This is a genomic window from Bacillus sp. 22475, from assembly GCF_052044835.1.
Lineage (GTDB): Bacteria > Bacillota > Bacilli > Bacillales > Bacillaceae_G > Bacillus_A > Bacillus_A cereus.
This window is the reverse complement of record NZ_JBQENW010000002.1, coordinates 307,914-324,868: the sequence shown is the minus strand read 5'-3', so window position 1 is coordinate 324,868 and position 16,955 is coordinate 307,914. Positions and strand designations below refer to the sequence as shown.

Below are 16,955 nucleotides of genomic sequence, written 5' to 3'. Positions count from 1 at the left end.
ATAAAGTTTTAGTATAATGAATGTTTGTATCTCGCGTAAGGAGGGGAACAGATGGCTGACAAACCAGCTCGTTCTAAACAAATTGAAACTGAAATGACCCTTGAGCAAGTGAAAGAACAACTCACTGAGCTCGGAAAAAAACGTGGCGTTCTTACATATGAAGAGATTGCAGAACGCATGAATGGATTTGAAATTGAATCTGATCAAATGGATGAATACTATGAATATTTAGGTGAACAAGGCATTGACTTAGTTGGTGATAATGACAACGAAGAAGGCCCTAATAATCGCCAAATTACAAAAACAGAAGAAGAGTTTGACCTCAATGATTTAAGTGTACCACCTGGGGTTAAAATCAACGATCCTGTTCGTATGTATTTAAAAGAAATTGGTCGTGTAGACTTACTATCTGCAGAAGAAGAAATTCGACTTGCAACGCGTATTGAAGAAGGCGATGAAGAAGCGAAACGTCGTCTTGCAGAAGCAAACTTACGTCTTGTAGTAAGTATTGCAAAGCGCTACGTAGGCCGTGGTATGCTTTTCTTAGACTTAATTCAAGAAGGTAATATGGGTCTAATTAAAGCTGTTGAAAAGTTCGATTATCGTAAAGGTTTCAAATTTAGTACGTATGCAACTTGGTGGATTCGCCAAGCTATTACACGTGCGATTGCGGACCAAGCGCGAACAATTCGTATTCCAGTTCATATGGTTGAAACGATTAATAAGTTAATTCGTGTACAACGTCAATTATTACAAGATTTAGGTCGCGAACCGTCTCCTGAAGAGATTGGTGAAGAAATGGATCTTGCTCCAGAAAAAGTACGTGAAATCTTAAAAATTGCACAGGAGCCAGTTTCTCTTGAAACACCAATTGGTGAAGAAGATGACTCCCATTTAGGTGACTTTATTGAAGACCAAGAAGCAACATCGCCTGCGGACCATGCAGCCTATGAATTGCTAAAAGAACAATTAGAAGATGTGTTAGATACACTAACAGATCGTGAAGAAAATGTTCTGCGTCTTCGTTTCGGTTTAGATGATGGACGAACTCGTACGCTTGAAGAAGTTGGGAAAGTATTCGGCGTAACGAGAGAGCGTATCCGTCAAATTGAAGCAAAAGCACTTCGCAAATTAAGACATCCAAGTCGTAGTAAGCGTCTTAAGGATTTCTTAGAATAGGTTATTTTTTAAGTTTACTTCACCTTTGTGAAGTAAACTTTTTTATTTTGTTAATTTTTGTTAAAATTTAGCTATCGGCAACGATTACAATTTCTTGTAATTTATTTTACAGAATTGTCTTTTGATTTGCAAATGCTCATTTTTCGATTTTTCGATTAATTTTGTTTATTCTATACAAAAATATATGTAGAAAAGCGAAAAATATGATGAGAAACGTTAATAATTATCGAAATAATAAGCTATATGACAATAAAAAACAATAAACTGAATTTATGGAATATTTTTAACAAGTAGTAGTTTTCTCTTTTCTGATAGAGCGTTTTCAAGTACAATGGAAATGACTGAATCATCTAACTATTTAGGGGTATAGAGGGGGGAGAAGAGATATGAAACGTAATCCGCTGATTCCGTTCGCTCTTATTGCAGCATTGGGTATTATCGTTATGTTTGTATTTTCATTTCAGGGGCTAAATAAATCTAAAGAGTTAGCTGATGCAAAAAATGGCGGGAAGCCAGCACAAACAGCATCAAAACCAGAGGATATTGTGAAGCAAAGCTGTACGAGCTGCCACGGTGATCAGTTACAAGGGGCAGTAGGACCTAACTTACAAAAAATTGGTGGGAAACTTTCAAAGGATGAAATTAAAGAAATTCTTTCGAAAGGAAAGGGCAATATGCCTGCTAATATAGTTCCAGCTGATCAAGCCACTAAAGTAGCTGATTGGTTATCGAAGAAAAAATAAAGTTCCGTATGACAAGTCTTTTGCTTATGCAAAGGGCTTGTTTTTCTATATTTTCTAAAATACGATGAATGATAGAGAAGTGAATTGTTGTTATAGGCTTGCAACAACTACTATAAATTCATTATCATGGAGACAGACTGACAAGAGAAGGAGTAATGGAAATACATGAATGAAGTAAAGCTTTCAAAACGATTAGAAGAAGTTGTGCGTGAAATACCGGTAGGATCTACAGTTGCTGATATTGGATCGGATCATGCGTATTTACCGTGTTATACAATTATAAATAATATTGCTACAAAAGCAGTTGCTGGAGAGGTTGTAGATGGACCGTTTCGCTCTGCACAAGCAACTGTAGCTGAAAGTGGCTTGCAAGATAAAGTAGATGTGCGTAAAGGGAATGGATTAGCTGTTATAGCGCCAGGAGAAGTAGATGTAATTACGGTTGCTGGAATGGGCGGAGCGTTAATTCGTGACATTTTAGAAAGTGGTAAAGAAAAATTAGAAGGTGTAACACGTTTAATTTTACAGCCGAATATTGCAGCACATCATATTCGTGAATGGTTTGTTGAAAATGGTTGGGAGCTTATCCATGAAAAAATCGTAAAAGAAGATGGGAAAATTTACGAGATTTTAGTAGGAGAGCGAGGAAATGTCGAAGCACCTTACTCGGAAAATAAACAAGCGGGATTGTTTATGGGGCCATTTTTAATAAAAGAAAAAAGTGAAGCTTTCGTTGAAAAATGGGAAGGGGAATTGAAAAACTTCCAAAATATTTTAAAACAGTTAGAACGTGCGGCTAATTCTGAAGAAACAAAAGCGAAACGTGCAGAAGTAGAAGCGAAAATGAAAATGATAGGGGAGATTTTATCATGAGTAAAATTCCAAACGGCCATGAAATTATTTCTTTATTTGAAAGTATGTATCCGAAGCATCTGGCGATGGAAGGAGATAAAATTGGTCTGCAGATTGGAGCGCTTAATAAATCTGTACAACACGTATTAATTGCATTAGATATAACGGAGGAAGTTGTGGAGGAAGCGATTCAATTAGGAGCGAATGTCATTATCGCGCATCATCCTTTAATTTTTAATCCGTTAAAAGCGATTCATACAGATAAAGCGTACGGAAGAATTATTGAAACGTGTATTAAAAATGATATTGCCATTTATGCAGCGCATACAAATGTGGATGTTGCCAAGGGCGGGGTAAATGATTTACTTGCTGAGGCGTTAGGGTTGCAAAATACAGAAGTTTTGGCACCGACATATGCAGAAGAAATGAAAAAAGTTGTTGTGTTTGTGCCAGTAACTCATGCAGAGGAAGTACGAAAAGCATTAGGAGACGCAGGTGCTGGTCATATCGGCAATTATAGCCACTGTACGTTTAGTAGCGAGGGTACAGGTACGTTTGTACCTCAAGAGGGGACAAATCCTTATGTAGGGGAAACTGGACAGTTAGAGCGCGTAGAAGAAGTGCGGATCGAAACGATTATTCCAGTTTCACTACAACGAAAAGTGATTAAAACAATGGTAACGGCACATCCATATGAAGAAGTAGCGTATGATGTGTATCCACTTGATAACAAAGGCGAAACATTAGGGCTTGGGAAAATAGGATACTTAAAAGAAGAAATGACACTTGGACAGTTTGCAGAACATGTAAAGCAATCATTAGATGTAAAGGGTGCACGAGTTGTTGGGAAATTAGATGATAAAGTGCGCAAAGTAGCTGTACTTGGTGGTGATGGTAACAAATACATCAATCAAGCTAAATTTAAAGGAGCAGATGTATATGTAACAGGTGACATGTATTATCATGTTGCTCATGATGCGATGATGCTCGGTTTAAATATAGTTGACCCAGGACATAACGTTGAAAAAGTAATGAAGCAAGGTGTACAAAAGCAATTACAAGAAAAAGTGGATGCAAAGAAACTCAATGTACACATTCATGCTTCGCAATTACATACAGATCCATTTACATTTGTATAAGAATAATAAAAACCGTTGCTCATATAGGCAACGGTTTTTATTATTGTTCTTTTTTCACTTTTACACGAGGTAATATTTTTTGTAACGGTACTTTTCGAACTCTCTCCCATGTAGCGGGATTCATTGGGTCATATTGATCTAAGAAAGCGATAACTTCTTTTGTAATTGGAGTTGGAGTAGAAGCACCTGCTGTAACAGCTACGTTTTCTACACCTTGTAGCCACTCTAATTTAATCTCACTTACGTCTGCAACGCGGTATGCTTTCGTACCAGCAATTTCTTGTGACACTTGTGCTAAACGGTTTGAGTTGTTACTTTTCGGATCACCAACAACAATTGTTAAGTCTGCAACATCAGCTTGTTTAGCGACAGCTTCTTGGCGAACTTGAGTTGCTAAACAAATTTCTTTATGGAATTCTGCTGTTGGGAATTTTTTTTGAATGTCCTCCATTAAATGTTGAACATCCCATTGACTCATCGTTGTTTGATTCGTTACTAAAATTTTATCTGTTGGGATTTCTAATGTTTTTAAATCATCGGCTTTTTCGATAAGGTGAACGATGTCAGGTGCAATACCAACTGCGCCTTCTGGCTCTGGATGATTTTTTTTACCGATATAAATGACATGATACCCTTCCGCTTTCTTAGCTTCTATAAGGTCATGCGTCTTGGTAACATCTGGACAAGTAGCATCGATTGTTGTTAAACCTTTTTCTTTTGCGCGTTGTTTAACTTCTGGAGAAACACCGTGTGCAGTGAAAATAACAGTACCAGAATCAATTTTATCTAAAATTTCTAAGCGACTTGGACCGTCTAATGTGATGATTCCATCTTCTTCAAAAGCGTCTGTAACATGTTTATTGTGAACAATCATACCTAAAATATAAATGGGTCTCGGCAATGATTTATCTAATGCGGCGTTACGTGCAATTACCATTGCATCGACAACACCGTAGCAATAACCACGAGGGGAAATTTTAACAATTTTCATATGAGTAATCCTCTCCTTCTAAACAAGGGATACTTTTGTGCATAGTCTTTTACATTATAAAGGAGGAGTGGATAGAAAACAAAGGATTGTTACACATATAGTTTTGGTTTTGTTGCTGTTTTTTGAACAGGCTCCTCTCGTAATTCTTTTTCTATGACTGGCTCAATCACTATTTTTTTTCTTTTTCTTTTTTTTTGTGGAGGAGGCGGAGTTGCTACCTCAACCTTTTCTGTTATGTCTTCAGCCTGATTTTTAGTTGAATCTTCTTCCGTACTTTTTCCAGAGGTGAGGATTTTAACAATGCTTGGTAGGTTACGCATAATAGGGCCGTACTGTTCGACGACAGGGCTTACAGATTGAACGACTTGGGATACTTTTTCTATATTGTTTATCATATTAGTTGGATTCGAAATTAAATTCGCAAAAAAACTGCCGATGCCGCTACTGGATGCTGCTGTAGTTGCTGCACCGCCGCGCGTTTCGTTTGATTCGTACATTTGAGGGGGAATCATTTGCTCTGGATGCTGCTGCATGTATGGTTGATATTGCTGTGAGTACTGCTGTGGGTATTGCTGTTGATATTGGGGTTGATATTGTTGCCGATATTGAGGTGGCGGTTGCTGGTGCTGGTGCTGGTGCATCATTGGTGGCGGTCCTTCCATTTGTCGATAAGGCGGAACCATTTGCATGTAAGGTTCGGTTGGATCGTGTTTTTTAAAGAGTTTAGCAAGGAACCCTTTCTTTTTTTGTGCCATCGGTGGTAGTTGTGGAATTGGATATGGTGTATAAGGTTGCTGCCCTTGATTTGGAAACATTTGTCTTGTGGGGGGTTTTGGAAACATGTGAGAAATCCTCCTTTCTTCAGTTAGGTATATACACATACAATATGCAATAAGGGGGAAGAAGGTTAGTTTTTGAAGGGAAAACCTAAACTAAAGATGGATTTTACTTGTAGATTTCGATATAATGTAGACTTGACTGATTTGTGCGCGCAGTAGAAATTTAGAAAGAAGGTGTAACTTATGACACAACAAACTTTTACACAGTATGATTTTAAACCATTTTTAATAGATGCAGTTCGTGAACTACGCTTTACAGAGCCGACAGGAATTCAGCAGAAAATTTTCCCGGTCGTGAAAAAAGGTGTAAGTGTAATTGGACAATCCCAAACAGGTTCTGGGAAAACACATGCATACTTACTTCCTACATTGAACAGAATTAATGCAAGCCGTGAAGAAGTACAACTTGTTATTACAGCACCTACTCGTGAATTAGCACAACAAATTTACGAAGAGATTGTGAAATTAACAAAATTCTGTGCGGAAGATCAAATGATTACAGCGCGTTGTTTAATTGGTGGAACTGATAAACAACGTTCAATTGAAAAGTTGAAAAAACAACCTCATATCGTAGTCGGGACACCAGGACGTATTAAAGACTTAGTAGAAGAACAAGCATTATTTGTTCATAAAGCAAATACGATTATTGTCGATGAAGCTGACTTAATGCTTGATATGGGATTCATTCACGATGTAGATAAAATTGCAGCACGCATGCCTAAAAACTTGCAAATGCTAGTTTTCTCTGCAACAATTCCTCAAAAACTAAAACCGTTTCTGAAGAAATATATGGAGAATCCAGAGCATATTCATATCAATCCAAAACAAGTTGCAGCTGGAAACATTGAACACTATTTAGTGCCTTCTAAACATCGTAATAAAATTGATTTAGTGAATAAAATGCTACTTCAATTTAAACCGTATTTAGCAGTTGTTTTCACGAATACGAAAAAAATGGCAGATCAAGTTGCTGATGGATTAATGGAACGCGGCTTAAAAGTTGGACGAATTCACGGGGATTTATCACCACGTGATCGTAAAAAAATGATGAAACAAATTCGTGACCTTGAATTCCAATATATTGTTGCGACTGATTTAGCAGCACGTGGTATTGATATTGAAGGAATTAGCCATGTTATTAACTATGAGCTACCATCAGATTTAGATTTCTTCGTTCACCGCGTTGGAAGAACAGCACGTGCGGGGCATTCTGGTATTGCAGTGACGATTTATGATCCAGCAAACGAAGAAGCATTAGATAGCTTAGAAAAACAACGTCATATCGAGTTTAAACATGTAGATTTACGCGGAGATGAGTGGGCGGATTTAGGTGAGCGTCGTCGTCGTAAGAGCCGTAAAAAACCAAATGACGAACTTGATGTTATGGCAACGAAAGTTATTAAAAAACCGAAAAAAGTAAAACCAAACTATAAACGTAAACTTGCAACAGAACGTGACAAAGTGAAGAGAAAATATAGCAATAAAAAAAGATAAGGGGTTTCCCTTATCTTTTTTTAATCCCGCTAATTTAAATGAAGAGTATAGTCTGTTTAAATACTCATATAAATTTGTGTAGTGCGTCTTTTGTGAACAAACAATTCACTACATATTTCTACAAATTATGCTATCATTATATCTATTGTATATTGAAGAGGTGATTGTATGTTAAAGATTGGATCTCATGTTTCCATGAGTGGTAAGAACATGTTATTAGCAGCAAGTGAAGAGGCTGTTTCATACGGTGCAACAACGTTTATGATTTATACAGGTGCACCGCAAAATACACGAAGAAAACCAATTGAAGAATTGAACATAGAAGCAGGAAGAAAACATATGGAGCTGAATGGTATTGAGGAAATTATCGTCCATGCGCCGTATATTATTAATGTTGGGAATACGACGAATCCAGAAACATTCCAATTAGGTGTAGACTTCCTTCGTATGGAAATTGAAAGAACATCGGCATTAGGTGTAGCGAAACAAATTGTTCTTCACCCAGGAGCGCACGTTGGGGCTGGAGCAGATGCTGGTATTCAACAAATTATTAAAGGGCTTAATGAAGTACTAACGCCAGAACAGACGGTTAACATTGCGTTAGAGACGATGGCAGGAAAAGGAACAGAATGTGGTCGTAGCTTTGAAGAAATTGCAAAAATCATTGATGGCGTAAAATATAATGAAAAGCTATCTGTATGCTTTGATACGTGTCATACGCACGATGCAGGATATGATATTGTAAATGACTTTGACGGTGTATTAAACGAATTTGATAAGATCGTTGGTATAGATCGTTTACAAGTACTTCATATTAATGATAGTAAAAATGTACGCGGAGCAGGAAAAGACCGTCATGAAAACATCGGATTTGGTCACATTGGGTATAAAGCGTTGCATCACATTGTACATCATCCACAGTTAATGCATGTACCAAAAATTCTTGAAACACCGTATGTAGGGGAAGATAAAAAAGATAAGAAGCCACCATACAAATTGGAAATCGAAATGCTGAAAAACGGTACTTTTGATGAAGGGCTTCTTGAAAAAATTAAAGCGCAATAAGGAGGGGATTTCCCCTCCTTATTTTAGTAATTGCTGAAATAATGTATTTACTTGTTGGGCAGTGGCAGGGGAAGTTACTTTTGCGATCTGTTTTAAGAGCTCTAGTCGCTCGTTGTTATCGTAAATATTAATGTTTTTACCTTTCATAAGTAAAACGATTTGGTCAGCTTGTGCAGTCGTAATAGAAACTTCATATTCTTTGCTATATTTTAATAACTCTTTTGTAGAAATATGATTTAATTTTTTATTAACAATTTGTTTAATGAGGTTCATCTTGTTATCCTCCTTCACGCGTTCTTCTATCGAAATATATGAGCATATAGCTTGTACATATTCGTATAGAGTTTCTTTTTTCATGAGGAAAAGAAGCGTATGTTATAATATAAGGACAAAACTACAGAAAAAGAGTAAAGGGAGGACCTATGGAGCAAAAGCAACATCGAAAAGAAAGTGTTATTCATCTCATTTATCGTTTAGTTATGATTATTTTTGGGGCAGCATGCGCGGCGGTAGCGATTGAACTATTTTTAATGCCAAATAAAATTATTGATGGTGGAATTATTGGTATTTCTCTTATATTAGATTATCTTACTCCTAATATTTGGTGGTTAAGTTTTTCTACTTTAGTCGTTGTTCTCAATATCCCATTTATGTATTCGGGTTATAAGCAAATTGGAAAAACATTTATGTTATCTTCGGCATTTGGTATTGTAGCGTTAGCATTCATTGAGTCAACGTTACATGCGGTGCCACCGTTTACAACAGAGCCTATTTTAGCGACTGTGTTTGGTGGTCTTATTTTAGGTCTTGGTGTAGGACTTGTAATTCGTCATGGTGGATCGTTAGATGGAACTGAAATTATGGGGATTTTATTAACGAAGAAATTACCGTTCTCTGTTGGTGAATTCGTAATGTTTGTGAACTTATTTATTTTTGCATGGGCAGCATTTGTGTTTGGTGTGGAACAAGCGATGTATTCTGTTATGACGTACTATATTGCATTTAAAACGATCGATACAGTAATTCAAGGGCTAGATGAAACGAAAGCAGTTTTAATTGTATCTGATCAATATGAGGAAGTATCAAATGCGATTTTACATCGACTCGGCCGTGGAACTACAAAGCTTGTAGCAAAAGGTGGTTACACAGATAAAGAAAAAGAAGTTATTTATGCAGTTGTAACGCGTCTAGAAGTGACGAAGTTAAAGTCAATTGTGCATGAAATTGATGAAAATGCGTTTGTTACGATTATGAGCACGCAAGAGACAAATGGTGGTAAGTTTAAATCGGCTATTCACTAAACATATATAGGAATATTTTTCGAAAGCAGAGAATTTTTCTCTGCTTTTTGTTATAATAGTAAGGTTTCTTGAAAAAATAGATATATTTTAGGCAGATTGGTTTACAACTATAATAAGCTGTACTATAATTCAAATAGATATAAATCGGAATCATTCTGAATTAAAATAGGTGAGATGCTATGAATAATATATTAGAGATTGAAGGTTTAACATTCCGGTATGAAGATCGGAATGTGTTAGAAAATATTAATTTGCAAGTTCCGAAGGGAGCTTTTTTAGGTTTAGTGGGACCGAATGGTTCAGGTAAATCAACTTTACTTAAGTGTTTATTAGGCGTTTTAAAGCCAAAAGAAGGAAGCATTCGTGTGTTTGGCGTTGATAGTAAGAAGTTTAAGGAATGGAATAAAGTTGGTTATGTATCCCAAAAAGCAAATAGTTTCAATTCTGGTTTTCCAGCAACTGTTTCTGAAGTTGTGTCAATGGGACTTGTTTCGAAAAAAGGGCTTTTTCGCTTTTTCACAAAAGAGGATAAGAAAAAGGTAGAAAAAGCAATTGCTGATGTAGGGATGAGTGAGTTTCAAGGTTGTAATATTGGAGAGCTTTCTGGTGGACAGCAACAGCGTGTATTTATTGCTCGTGCGCTCGTTAGTGATCCTGAATTGCTTATTTTAGACGAGCCTACTGTTGGAATCGATGTAAAAAATGTGGAAAGTTTTTACGAAATATTAGAGGATTTAAACAAAAGGCTCGGGATCACATTAATTCTTGTTACTCATGATATGGGAGCTGTTACCGAAAAAGTAACACATGTTGCATGCCTAAACCAACATCTACATTTCCATGGAAATGTAGAGAAGTTCCGAGAGTTAGAAGATGCAGAAATGTCCGTCTTATATGGGCATCATGTTCATCGTTTAGAACACGAACATGAGCATCACGGGAGGATATAATGATACAAGATTTTTTACAATATGAATTTTTACGTAATTCTTTATACGCAGGTATTTTAATTGGACTTGTTGCACCGCTAATAGGTGTGTTTGTTGTTATTCGTCGTTTATCTCTTATTGCGGATGCATTAAGTCACGTGACGTTATCAGGTATTGCAGCAAGTTTATTACTTGAAAAAACCATTTTTACAGGTGGATTTTTAAACCCCTTATATATGGGGATGGTTTTTTCGATTGGTGGAGCGCTATTAATCGAAAAGTTAAGAACTGTATATAAGCACTATCAAGAATTAGCAATTCCGATTATCCTTTCGGCAGGGATGGGAGTTGGAGTTATTTTCATTTCACTTGCAAATGGATTTAACACAGACTTATTTAGTTATTTATTTGGTAGTGTCAGTGCTGTAACAAGTACGGATTTAATTATTATTGGGATTGTAGCAATTGTTGTTGTTGCGACAATTATTTTATTATATAAAGAGCTGTTTCTACTATCATTTGATGAGGAATACGCAGTATCAACTGGTTTAAGAGCGAAATGGATTCACTTTATTTTCATTATATTAGTTGCTCTTGTCATTGCAGTATCAATGCGTGTAGTAGGGGTTCTTCTCGTATCATCATTAATGACGTTACCAGTTGCAGCAAGTATTCGTATTGCTAAAGGATTTAAACAAACAATTTTCTTTTCCATTTTATTTGGTGAAATTGCAGTAATTGGTGGAATGTTTGCTTCGTATCAACTTGATCTAGCACCAGGTGGTACAATTGTTATGATAGCAGTTCTTATTTTAATCGGTGCGATTTTATGGAAGAAGAAAAAAACTGCATAAAGTAGGGATAGGTATGAATCTAACAGAAGCTTTACGCCTAATGAAGGAAAAAGGATACAAACATACTGGAAAAAGAGAAGAGATGCTCAGATTATTTGCAGCACATAATCGTTATTTAACTGCGAAAGACGTTTTAGAGCATATGAAAGACGATTATCCAGGGCTTAGTTTTGATACGATTTATCGTAACTTAACAGTTTTTGCTGAGATTGGTGTTTTAGAACAAACGGAATTAAATGGTGAAAAACATTTTCGTTTCACTTGTTCTATTATGGAACATCATCATCATTTTATTTGTTTGGATTGTGGGGGGACGAAAGAGATTACTTCCTGCCCAATGGATTTTATGAATAAAGATTTTAGCGGTTATGAAGTAACAGGTCATAAGTTTGAAATATATGGTCGTTGTCCAAAATGTGCAAAGTAAAAGCTCGTCGGTTACATAACTGACGAGCTTTTTTACGTAGAAAAGAAGGTTGCTCACAAATATTGTGGCAACCTTCTTTTTATTGTTCTTGTGTCTCTTTTTCTTTTTCACGTTCAGCAGCCATTTCAGCAGCGATTACGTCGATTTCTTTTTTCAGTTCTTCTACCATTGTTTCTTCTGGTACTTTACGAACGACTTGCCCTTTACGGAATAATAATCCCTCTCCACGTGCACCGGCAATACCGATATCAGCTTCACGGGCTTCACCAGGACCATTTACGGCGCAACCAAGTACTGCAACTTTAATTGGTACTTGAAGTGTAGAGATGTATTCTTCCACTTCGTTAGCGATGCTAATTAAATCAATTTCAATACGACCGCAAGTTGGACAAGAGATAAGTGTTGCTGCGTTAGACGCAAGACCGAATGATTTTAATAGTTCACGAGCAACTTTTACTTCTTCAACTGGATCAGCACTTAATGAAATACGTAGTGTATTTCCGATGCCTTTATTTAAGATTGCTCCAAGACCAGCGGCACTTTTTACAGTTCCGGCAAACAATGTTCCAGATTCTGTAATACCTAAATGTAATGGATAATCAAAAGCACGAGCAGCTTTCTCATATGCTTCGATTGCTAAGTTAACATCTGAGGCTTTCATCGATACGATAATATCGTGGAAATCTAAGTCCTCTAAAATTTTAATATGATGTAGCGCGCTCTCAACCATACCATCTGCAGTTGGGTACCCGTATTTTTCTAAAATGTGACGCTCTAATGAACCAGCGTTTACACCAATACGGATTGGAATACCGCGCTCTTTTGCTGCATTTACAACAGCTTCTACTTTATGGCGACGACCAATATTACCTGGATTGATACGTACTTTATCGATGCCACCTTCAATTGCTTTTAAAGCAAGGCGATAATCAAAATGAATATCAGCAACAAGTGGAATGTTGATTTGTTTTTTTATATCAGCAATAGCATCTGCTGCGCGTTCATCTGGAACGGCAACACGGACGACTTGACAGCCAGCTTCTTCTAAACGCTTGATTTCAGCAACTGTTGCTTCAACATCATGTGTTTTTGTTGTTGTCATACTTTGTATAATTAATTCATTATTACCGCCAATTGTTAAATTACCGACTTTAACTGGACGTGTTTTTGTACGATGAGTCATTTCATTCACGAATAGATCGCTCTCCTTATAAAAGAAGTTTCTTATTTAGTCCCTCATATCAATGATAGTATACGTGATATAGGGCTATAGAAACCGAAGTGCTCGGTTTCACTTTTACTATTGTATCAGCGCCTTTATGTAATTGACAAGGATTAAGTGATGGCTTATTGATATAACGGGAATTTATAAGACTTTCCAATTTGTATTTTTGTAGCAGAGGTACTTTTGTTTAATTGTTTAAAGTCGTCAATGACTTTTTCTATGGAAGGAATTTTTTTCTTGTTAATTTGTTCTGTAATAGAAAGAACTGTCTCGCCAGTTTTTACTTCAATTGTTTTATAAGATGTATCCGTTTCTTTTTCTGTTTTCTTCTCTTTATTTTGTTGGCTGTCTGTGTTTTCTTTTTTAATCGTTTGGGCAGCAGTTGTTTTTTTATATGAACTTAACATCGGTAAAGTACCGATTTTTATATCGTAATAAAATATATAACCGAGAACAAGCACGAATAGGAATATACCTAACCTCTTCATATTCTTCACTCCTTTGCTAGGAATATATGCTTGTCCAAAAAAAAAATGCCTATTTAGGCATTTTTTTATTTTTCTTTCGGTTGGGGTACCTCTTTAATCGTTAAGTATAGAACGATTAAAACAACAGCGATATAAATGAATGTTGCCCCAGGTACGACGATTTTGAATAAATCCATAATCATGAAGAAAATGGTTGGGATTGTGTAGCTGTATGCAGTTAGTGTCCAAACTTGTTTATAGGATAGTTTACGTTGACCGCTCATAGCAGAACCGATGAACGCAAGTAAAGTCACGCCTACAAAAGTGATGAATAATTGGAATAGGTACACTAAGAATCCAATAACAAATAATAAAATTGGATAAATATTATCGAATAAAGAAATAAATTCTTGTAGATCTTTTTTCTCAAGAGATGCACCTAACAAATCGTTATAAGAATACGTTTGTGTTTGACCATTTCCCATAGAGACTACTTTATCTTTTAAAACAAATAAACCTGTTTTATTTTGATATTTTTCTAGGTCTGTTGAATTTGGATCAAATACGAAAAGTGCATTTCCTTCTTCTTTTTCAATAGGCTGATCAATATCGGCTTTTAGTTCGCCATTTTCAATTTTAAAATCAGGTAAATCTTTATCGATGACTTGATTTACCATGCCTACACCATCTTGGATAAAACTACCGTACAAAAAAGTTCTTGGAATAGTAGTAATTAAGCAAAGTAGCATAATATACAAAATGGTTTTACCGATTTTTTGAAAACGGAATAGCGCCATATCTTTAGGCGAGTATATGCTTTTTACGAATTGGGTAAATATGGACATAGATTCACTTCCTTTATGTATGTATAAAATCATTGTAACGTAGGAATCTAGAGAATCTCAAGATATATTATATTTACATATAGTGGAGATAACTAAATTTCTTTTTATTAACTTTCTTCTTTTAAATAAGAAAAATACAATTGACACTTTTCTTTTCTATATGGTAAATTTATCTTACATTTCTTAAAGGGCATATCCGATAGGAATTCCTTTATTTGATATGTTGTTACATACATAATTGTGGACCCTTAGCTCAGCTGGTTAGAGCAGACGGCTCATAACCGTCCGGTCGTAGGTTCGAGTCCTACAGGGTCCATATCCATTTCGCATGTTTATTATGTTAGCAGGAAGCTTCCTTGTAGAAGGAAGCTTTTTTTACGGAATATATGAGCATTTTAATTGAAAAGAAGTGGGAATTTTGCTACTTTAATGATAGCAAGACAATGTGATTTATTTGTTTGCACCCTATGGCAATTAGGGTAGAATGAAGTTGTATGTCACTTAAGTGGCAATACATAAACTGGGAGGAATATAACAATGGCAAAACACGAATTACCAAATTTACCTTATGCGTATGATGCTTTAGAGCCTCACTTTGACAAAGAAACTATGAACATCCATCATACAAAACATCACAACACGTACATTACAAACTTAAACGCTGCTTTAGAAGGTCATGCAGAATTAGCTGACAAAAGCGTAGAAGAATTAGTTGCAAACTTAAACGAAGTACCAGAAGCAATCCGTACAGCAGTACGTAACAATGGTGGCGGACATGCTAACCATACATTCTTCTGGACAATCCTATCTCCAAACGGCGGAGGACAACCTGTAGGTGAACTTGCAACTGCAATTGAAGCAAAATTCGGTAGCTTCGATGCATTCAAAGAAGAATTCGCAAAAGCTGGCGCAACTCGCTTTGGTTCTGGTTGGGCTTGGTTAGTAGTAAACAATGGTGAGCTAGAAGTAACAAGCACTCCAAACCAAGATTCTCCTTTAACTGAAGGTAAAACGCCAGTTATCGGTTTAGATGTTTGGGAGCATGCTTACTACTTAAACTACCAAAACCGTCGTCCAGACTACATCGGTGCATTCTGGAACGTTGTAGATTGGAACGCTGCTGAAAAACGTTACCAAGAAGCAAAATAATTGTAATAAATATAGAAAAAAGCTAGGGGAGAACCCCTAGCTTTTTTTCTATGCTTTCCTTTTACATAATTGGGCTTGTCTTTGGAAGACTAGAACATGAAGTAAAGGAGAGTTGTGTATGAAGTGGAAACATATAATTGGTGACGTTGAAGTGAATCGGGATTTAGTGTTATTGCTCCTTATAGGAGGTTTATACACGCTCGCAATTTCTTTATCGAATACGTTTGTAAATATTTATTTATGGAAACAAACACAAAATTATGTGAATCTTGGCTTGTATAATTTGGCCAGCGTTATATTACAGCCTCTCACATTTCTTGTAGGGGGAAAATTAGCGAAACGTATCGATCGCTCGATTTTATTACGAATAGGAGTAGGAACGCTCGCAATTTTTTTTATTGTTGTCTTAGTAGCGGGGAAAAGTGCTTCTCAGTATATTTTATTAATGGGGGCTCTTTTAGGAGTAGGATACGGTTTTTACTGGTTGGCTTTTAACTTATTGACATTTGAAATTACAGAACCAGAAACAAGAGATTTCTTTAATGGGTTTCTTGGACTTCTTACATCCTTCTCTGGGATGATCGGACCAATAGCAGCAGGATACACAATTTCACGTATGGAGAAATGGAGTGGTTATACTGTTATATTCTTTCTTTCATTAGTTTTATTTGCAATTGCTGTCGTCTTAAGCTTCTTTTTATCTAAAAGAGAATGTGAAGGGCGTTATGAAATCGTGCAAGTATTGAAAGAACGACGGATTGATAAAAACTGGGGAAAGATTACACGAGCTCATTTTTTCCAAGGATTGAGAGAAGGAACGTTTATTTTTGTCATTTCAGTATATGTTTATTTAGCAACTAATAGTGAGTTGGCATTAGGGAAATATAGTTTAGTGAACTCTGCTGTATCCTTTGTATGTTATTACTTAGTTGCTCGTATGTTAAAGAAGGAGTGGCGAAAAAAAGCAATTTTACTTGGGGGCATTATTTTATATGCTGTCGTCTTTTTAGTTATTTTCAATGTTACATACACGAAATTACTTATTTATGCGGCATGTATTGCGATTGCATATCCTATTTTACTTGTTCCCTACGGATCAATGACATATGACGTAATTGGTAGAGCGAAAAATGCGAGAGAATGGCGTGTGGAATATGTCGTTGTTCGGGAGCTGTGGTTAAACGCCGGAAGAATCTGTTCCATTTTAAGTTTTTTATGTGCTGTACTATTCTTTCCACCTGAAAAAAGTTTACCTTACTTATTATGTATTTTAGGTGCTGGACATTTTCTTATTTATTTTGCAGTTAAAAATGTCAAATATGATGAGGGAAATGCGAGTAAAGCAAGTGTTGTAACGCAAGGGAACGCGCAAAACCAAACTGAACCAGAAGGTTAACTTCTCGTTTGTTTTATGCTAGAATAGAAAAAGATGTAAGACAGCAGTGAGGACACCTGT

The 16,955-nt window shown here is 36.2% G+C and carries 18 protein-coding genes and 1 tRNA gene; 13 read left to right on the top strand and 6 right to left on the bottom strand.

Annotated elements, in window-relative coordinates; genetic code table 11:
- Positions 1 to 51: 51 nt before the first annotated feature.
- From rpoD to ACTJJY_RS05055, 4 genes are all read left to right on the top strand, one after another.
- Entirely contained in the window at positions 52 to 1,179 is a 1,128-nt protein-coding gene (rpoD, locus tag ACTJJY_RS05070; protein ID WP_000764066.1) for an RNA polymerase sigma factor RpoD, read from the top strand.
- A gap of 386 nt (positions 1,180 to 1,565) precedes the next feature.
- Positions 1,566 to 1,922 (top strand): cytochrome c550, encoded by a 357-nt coding sequence (cccA, locus tag ACTJJY_RS05065; protein ID WP_000828142.1) that lies wholly within the window; start codon positions 1,566 to 1,568, stop codon positions 1,920 to 1,922.
- A 165-nt stretch (positions 1,923 to 2,087) separates the two neighbouring features.
- A complete protein-coding gene (locus ACTJJY_RS05060) occupies positions 2,088 to 2,795 on the top strand; it encodes a tRNA (adenine(22)-N(1))-methyltransferase (protein ID WP_001006547.1) in 708 nt (235 codons plus the stop codon).
- On the top strand, positions 2,792 to 3,913 hold the full coding sequence (locus ACTJJY_RS05055) for a Nif3-like dinuclear metal center hexameric protein (protein WP_440605122.1): 1,122 nt from the start codon (positions 2,792 to 2,794) through the stop codon (positions 3,911 to 3,913). The genes ACTJJY_RS05060 and ACTJJY_RS05055 overlap by 4 nt, the downstream gene beginning before the upstream one ends.
- 40 nt (positions 3,914 to 3,953) lie before the next feature.
- Here ACTJJY_RS05055 and ACTJJY_RS05050 read toward each other — a convergent pair whose 3' ends face one another.
- Together ACTJJY_RS05050 and vrrA are read right to left on the bottom strand one after the other, a co-directional pair.
- On the bottom strand, positions 3,954 to 4,904 hold the full coding sequence (locus tag ACTJJY_RS05050) for a 4-hydroxy-3-methylbut-2-enyl diphosphate reductase (RefSeq protein WP_000706657.1): 951 nt from the start codon (positions 4,902 to 4,904) through the stop codon (positions 3,954 to 3,956).
- Positions 4,905 to 4,993: 89 nt separating this feature from the next.
- Positions 4,994 to 5,746 (bottom strand): VrrA/YqfQ family protein, encoded by a 753-nt coding sequence (gene vrrA, locus ACTJJY_RS05045; RefSeq protein ID WP_440605121.1) that lies wholly within the window; start codon positions 5,744 to 5,746, stop codon positions 4,994 to 4,996.
- 180 nt (positions 5,747 to 5,926) lie between these two features.
- Between vrrA and ACTJJY_RS05040 the strand changes: the two genes are divergently transcribed.
- Both ACTJJY_RS05040 and ACTJJY_RS05035 read left to right on the top strand, forming a co-directional pair.
- Entirely contained in the window at positions 5,927 to 7,237 is a 1,311-nt protein-coding gene (locus tag ACTJJY_RS05040) for a DEAD/DEAH box helicase (RefSeq protein ID WP_000194023.1), read from the top strand.
- A gap of 168 nt (positions 7,238 to 7,405) precedes the next feature.
- Complete coding sequence (locus ACTJJY_RS05035; protein ID WP_440605120.1) at positions 7,406 to 8,302, top strand: deoxyribonuclease IV; 897 nt, start codon at positions 7,406 to 7,408, stop codon at positions 8,300 to 8,302.
- Between the two features lie 18 nt (positions 8,303 to 8,320).
- Here ACTJJY_RS05035 and ACTJJY_RS05030 read toward each other — a convergent pair whose 3' ends face one another.
- A complete protein-coding gene (locus ACTJJY_RS05030) occupies positions 8,321 to 8,575 on the bottom strand; it encodes a DUF2624 domain-containing protein (RefSeq protein ID WP_001048958.1) in 255 nt (84 codons plus the stop codon).
- 149 nt (positions 8,576 to 8,724) lie between these two features.
- On the opposite strand from ACTJJY_RS05030, the gene ACTJJY_RS05025 reads away from it, so the two are divergent.
- The 4 genes from ACTJJY_RS05025 (at position 8,725) to ACTJJY_RS05010 (ending at position 11,813) form a co-directional block, all read left to right on the top strand.
- On the top strand, positions 8,725 to 9,603 hold the full coding sequence (locus ACTJJY_RS05025; protein WP_000435960.1) for a YitT family protein: 879 nt from the start codon (positions 8,725 to 8,727) through the stop codon (positions 9,601 to 9,603).
- Positions 9,604 to 9,782: 179 nt separating this feature from the next.
- Positions 9,783 to 10,553 carry a metal ABC transporter ATP-binding protein gene (locus ACTJJY_RS05020; protein ID WP_440605119.1) on the top strand — a complete coding sequence of 257 codons (771 nt, stop codon included), beginning with the start codon at positions 9,783 to 9,785 and terminating at the stop codon, positions 10,551 to 10,553.
- Positions 10,553 to 11,386 carry a metal ABC transporter permease gene (locus tag ACTJJY_RS05015; protein WP_098404354.1) on the top strand — a complete coding sequence of 278 codons (834 nt, stop codon included), beginning with the start codon at positions 10,553 to 10,555 and terminating at the stop codon, positions 11,384 to 11,386. Before ACTJJY_RS05020 ends, ACTJJY_RS05015 begins: the two co-directional genes overlap by 1 nt.
- A 13-nt stretch (positions 11,387 to 11,399) precedes the next feature.
- On the top strand, positions 11,400 to 11,813 hold the full coding sequence (locus ACTJJY_RS05010) for a Fur family transcriptional regulator (RefSeq protein ID WP_440605118.1): 414 nt from the start codon (positions 11,400 to 11,402) through the stop codon (positions 11,811 to 11,813).
- A 79-nt stretch (positions 11,814 to 11,892) separates the two neighbouring features.
- Here ACTJJY_RS05010 and ispG read toward each other — a convergent pair whose 3' ends face one another.
- The 3 genes from ispG to yqgB form a co-directional block, all read right to left on the bottom strand.
- Positions 11,893 to 12,996, bottom strand: a complete 1,104-nt coding sequence (ispG, locus tag ACTJJY_RS05005) for a flavodoxin-dependent (E)-4-hydroxy-3-methylbut-2-enyl-diphosphate synthase (RefSeq protein ID WP_153577907.1) — start codon at positions 12,994 to 12,996, stop codon at positions 11,893 to 11,895.
- Positions 12,997 to 13,160: 164 nt separating this feature from the next.
- Complete coding sequence (gene yqfZ, locus ACTJJY_RS05000; RefSeq protein ID WP_440605117.1) at positions 13,161 to 13,526, bottom strand: protein YqfZ; 366 nt, start codon at positions 13,524 to 13,526, stop codon at positions 13,161 to 13,163.
- A gap of 65 nt (positions 13,527 to 13,591) precedes the next feature.
- Positions 13,592 to 14,350 (bottom strand): protein YqgB, encoded by a 759-nt coding sequence (gene yqgB, locus ACTJJY_RS04995; protein WP_000021895.1) that lies wholly within the window; start codon positions 14,348 to 14,350, stop codon positions 13,592 to 13,594.
- A gap of 242 nt (positions 14,351 to 14,592) precedes the next feature.
- Between yqgB and ACTJJY_RS04990 the strand changes: the two genes are divergently transcribed.
- The 3 genes from ACTJJY_RS04990 (at position 14,593) to ACTJJY_RS04980 (ending at position 16,895) form a co-directional block, all read left to right on the top strand.
- Positions 14,593 to 14,666: transfer RNA gene (locus ACTJJY_RS04990), tRNA-Ile, on the top strand.
- 221 nt (positions 14,667 to 14,887) lie between these two features.
- On the top strand, positions 14,888 to 15,499 hold the full coding sequence (gene sodA / locus ACTJJY_RS04985; RefSeq protein WP_001052031.1) for a superoxide dismutase [Mn]: 612 nt from the start codon (positions 14,888 to 14,890) through the stop codon (positions 15,497 to 15,499).
- Between the two features lie 118 nt (positions 15,500 to 15,617).
- Positions 15,618 to 16,895: an MFS transporter gene (locus tag ACTJJY_RS04980; RefSeq protein WP_440605116.1), complete on the top strand. Its 1,278-nt coding sequence runs from the start codon at positions 15,618 to 15,620 to the stop codon at positions 16,893 to 16,895.
- Positions 16,896 to 16,955: the final 60 nt, after the last annotated feature.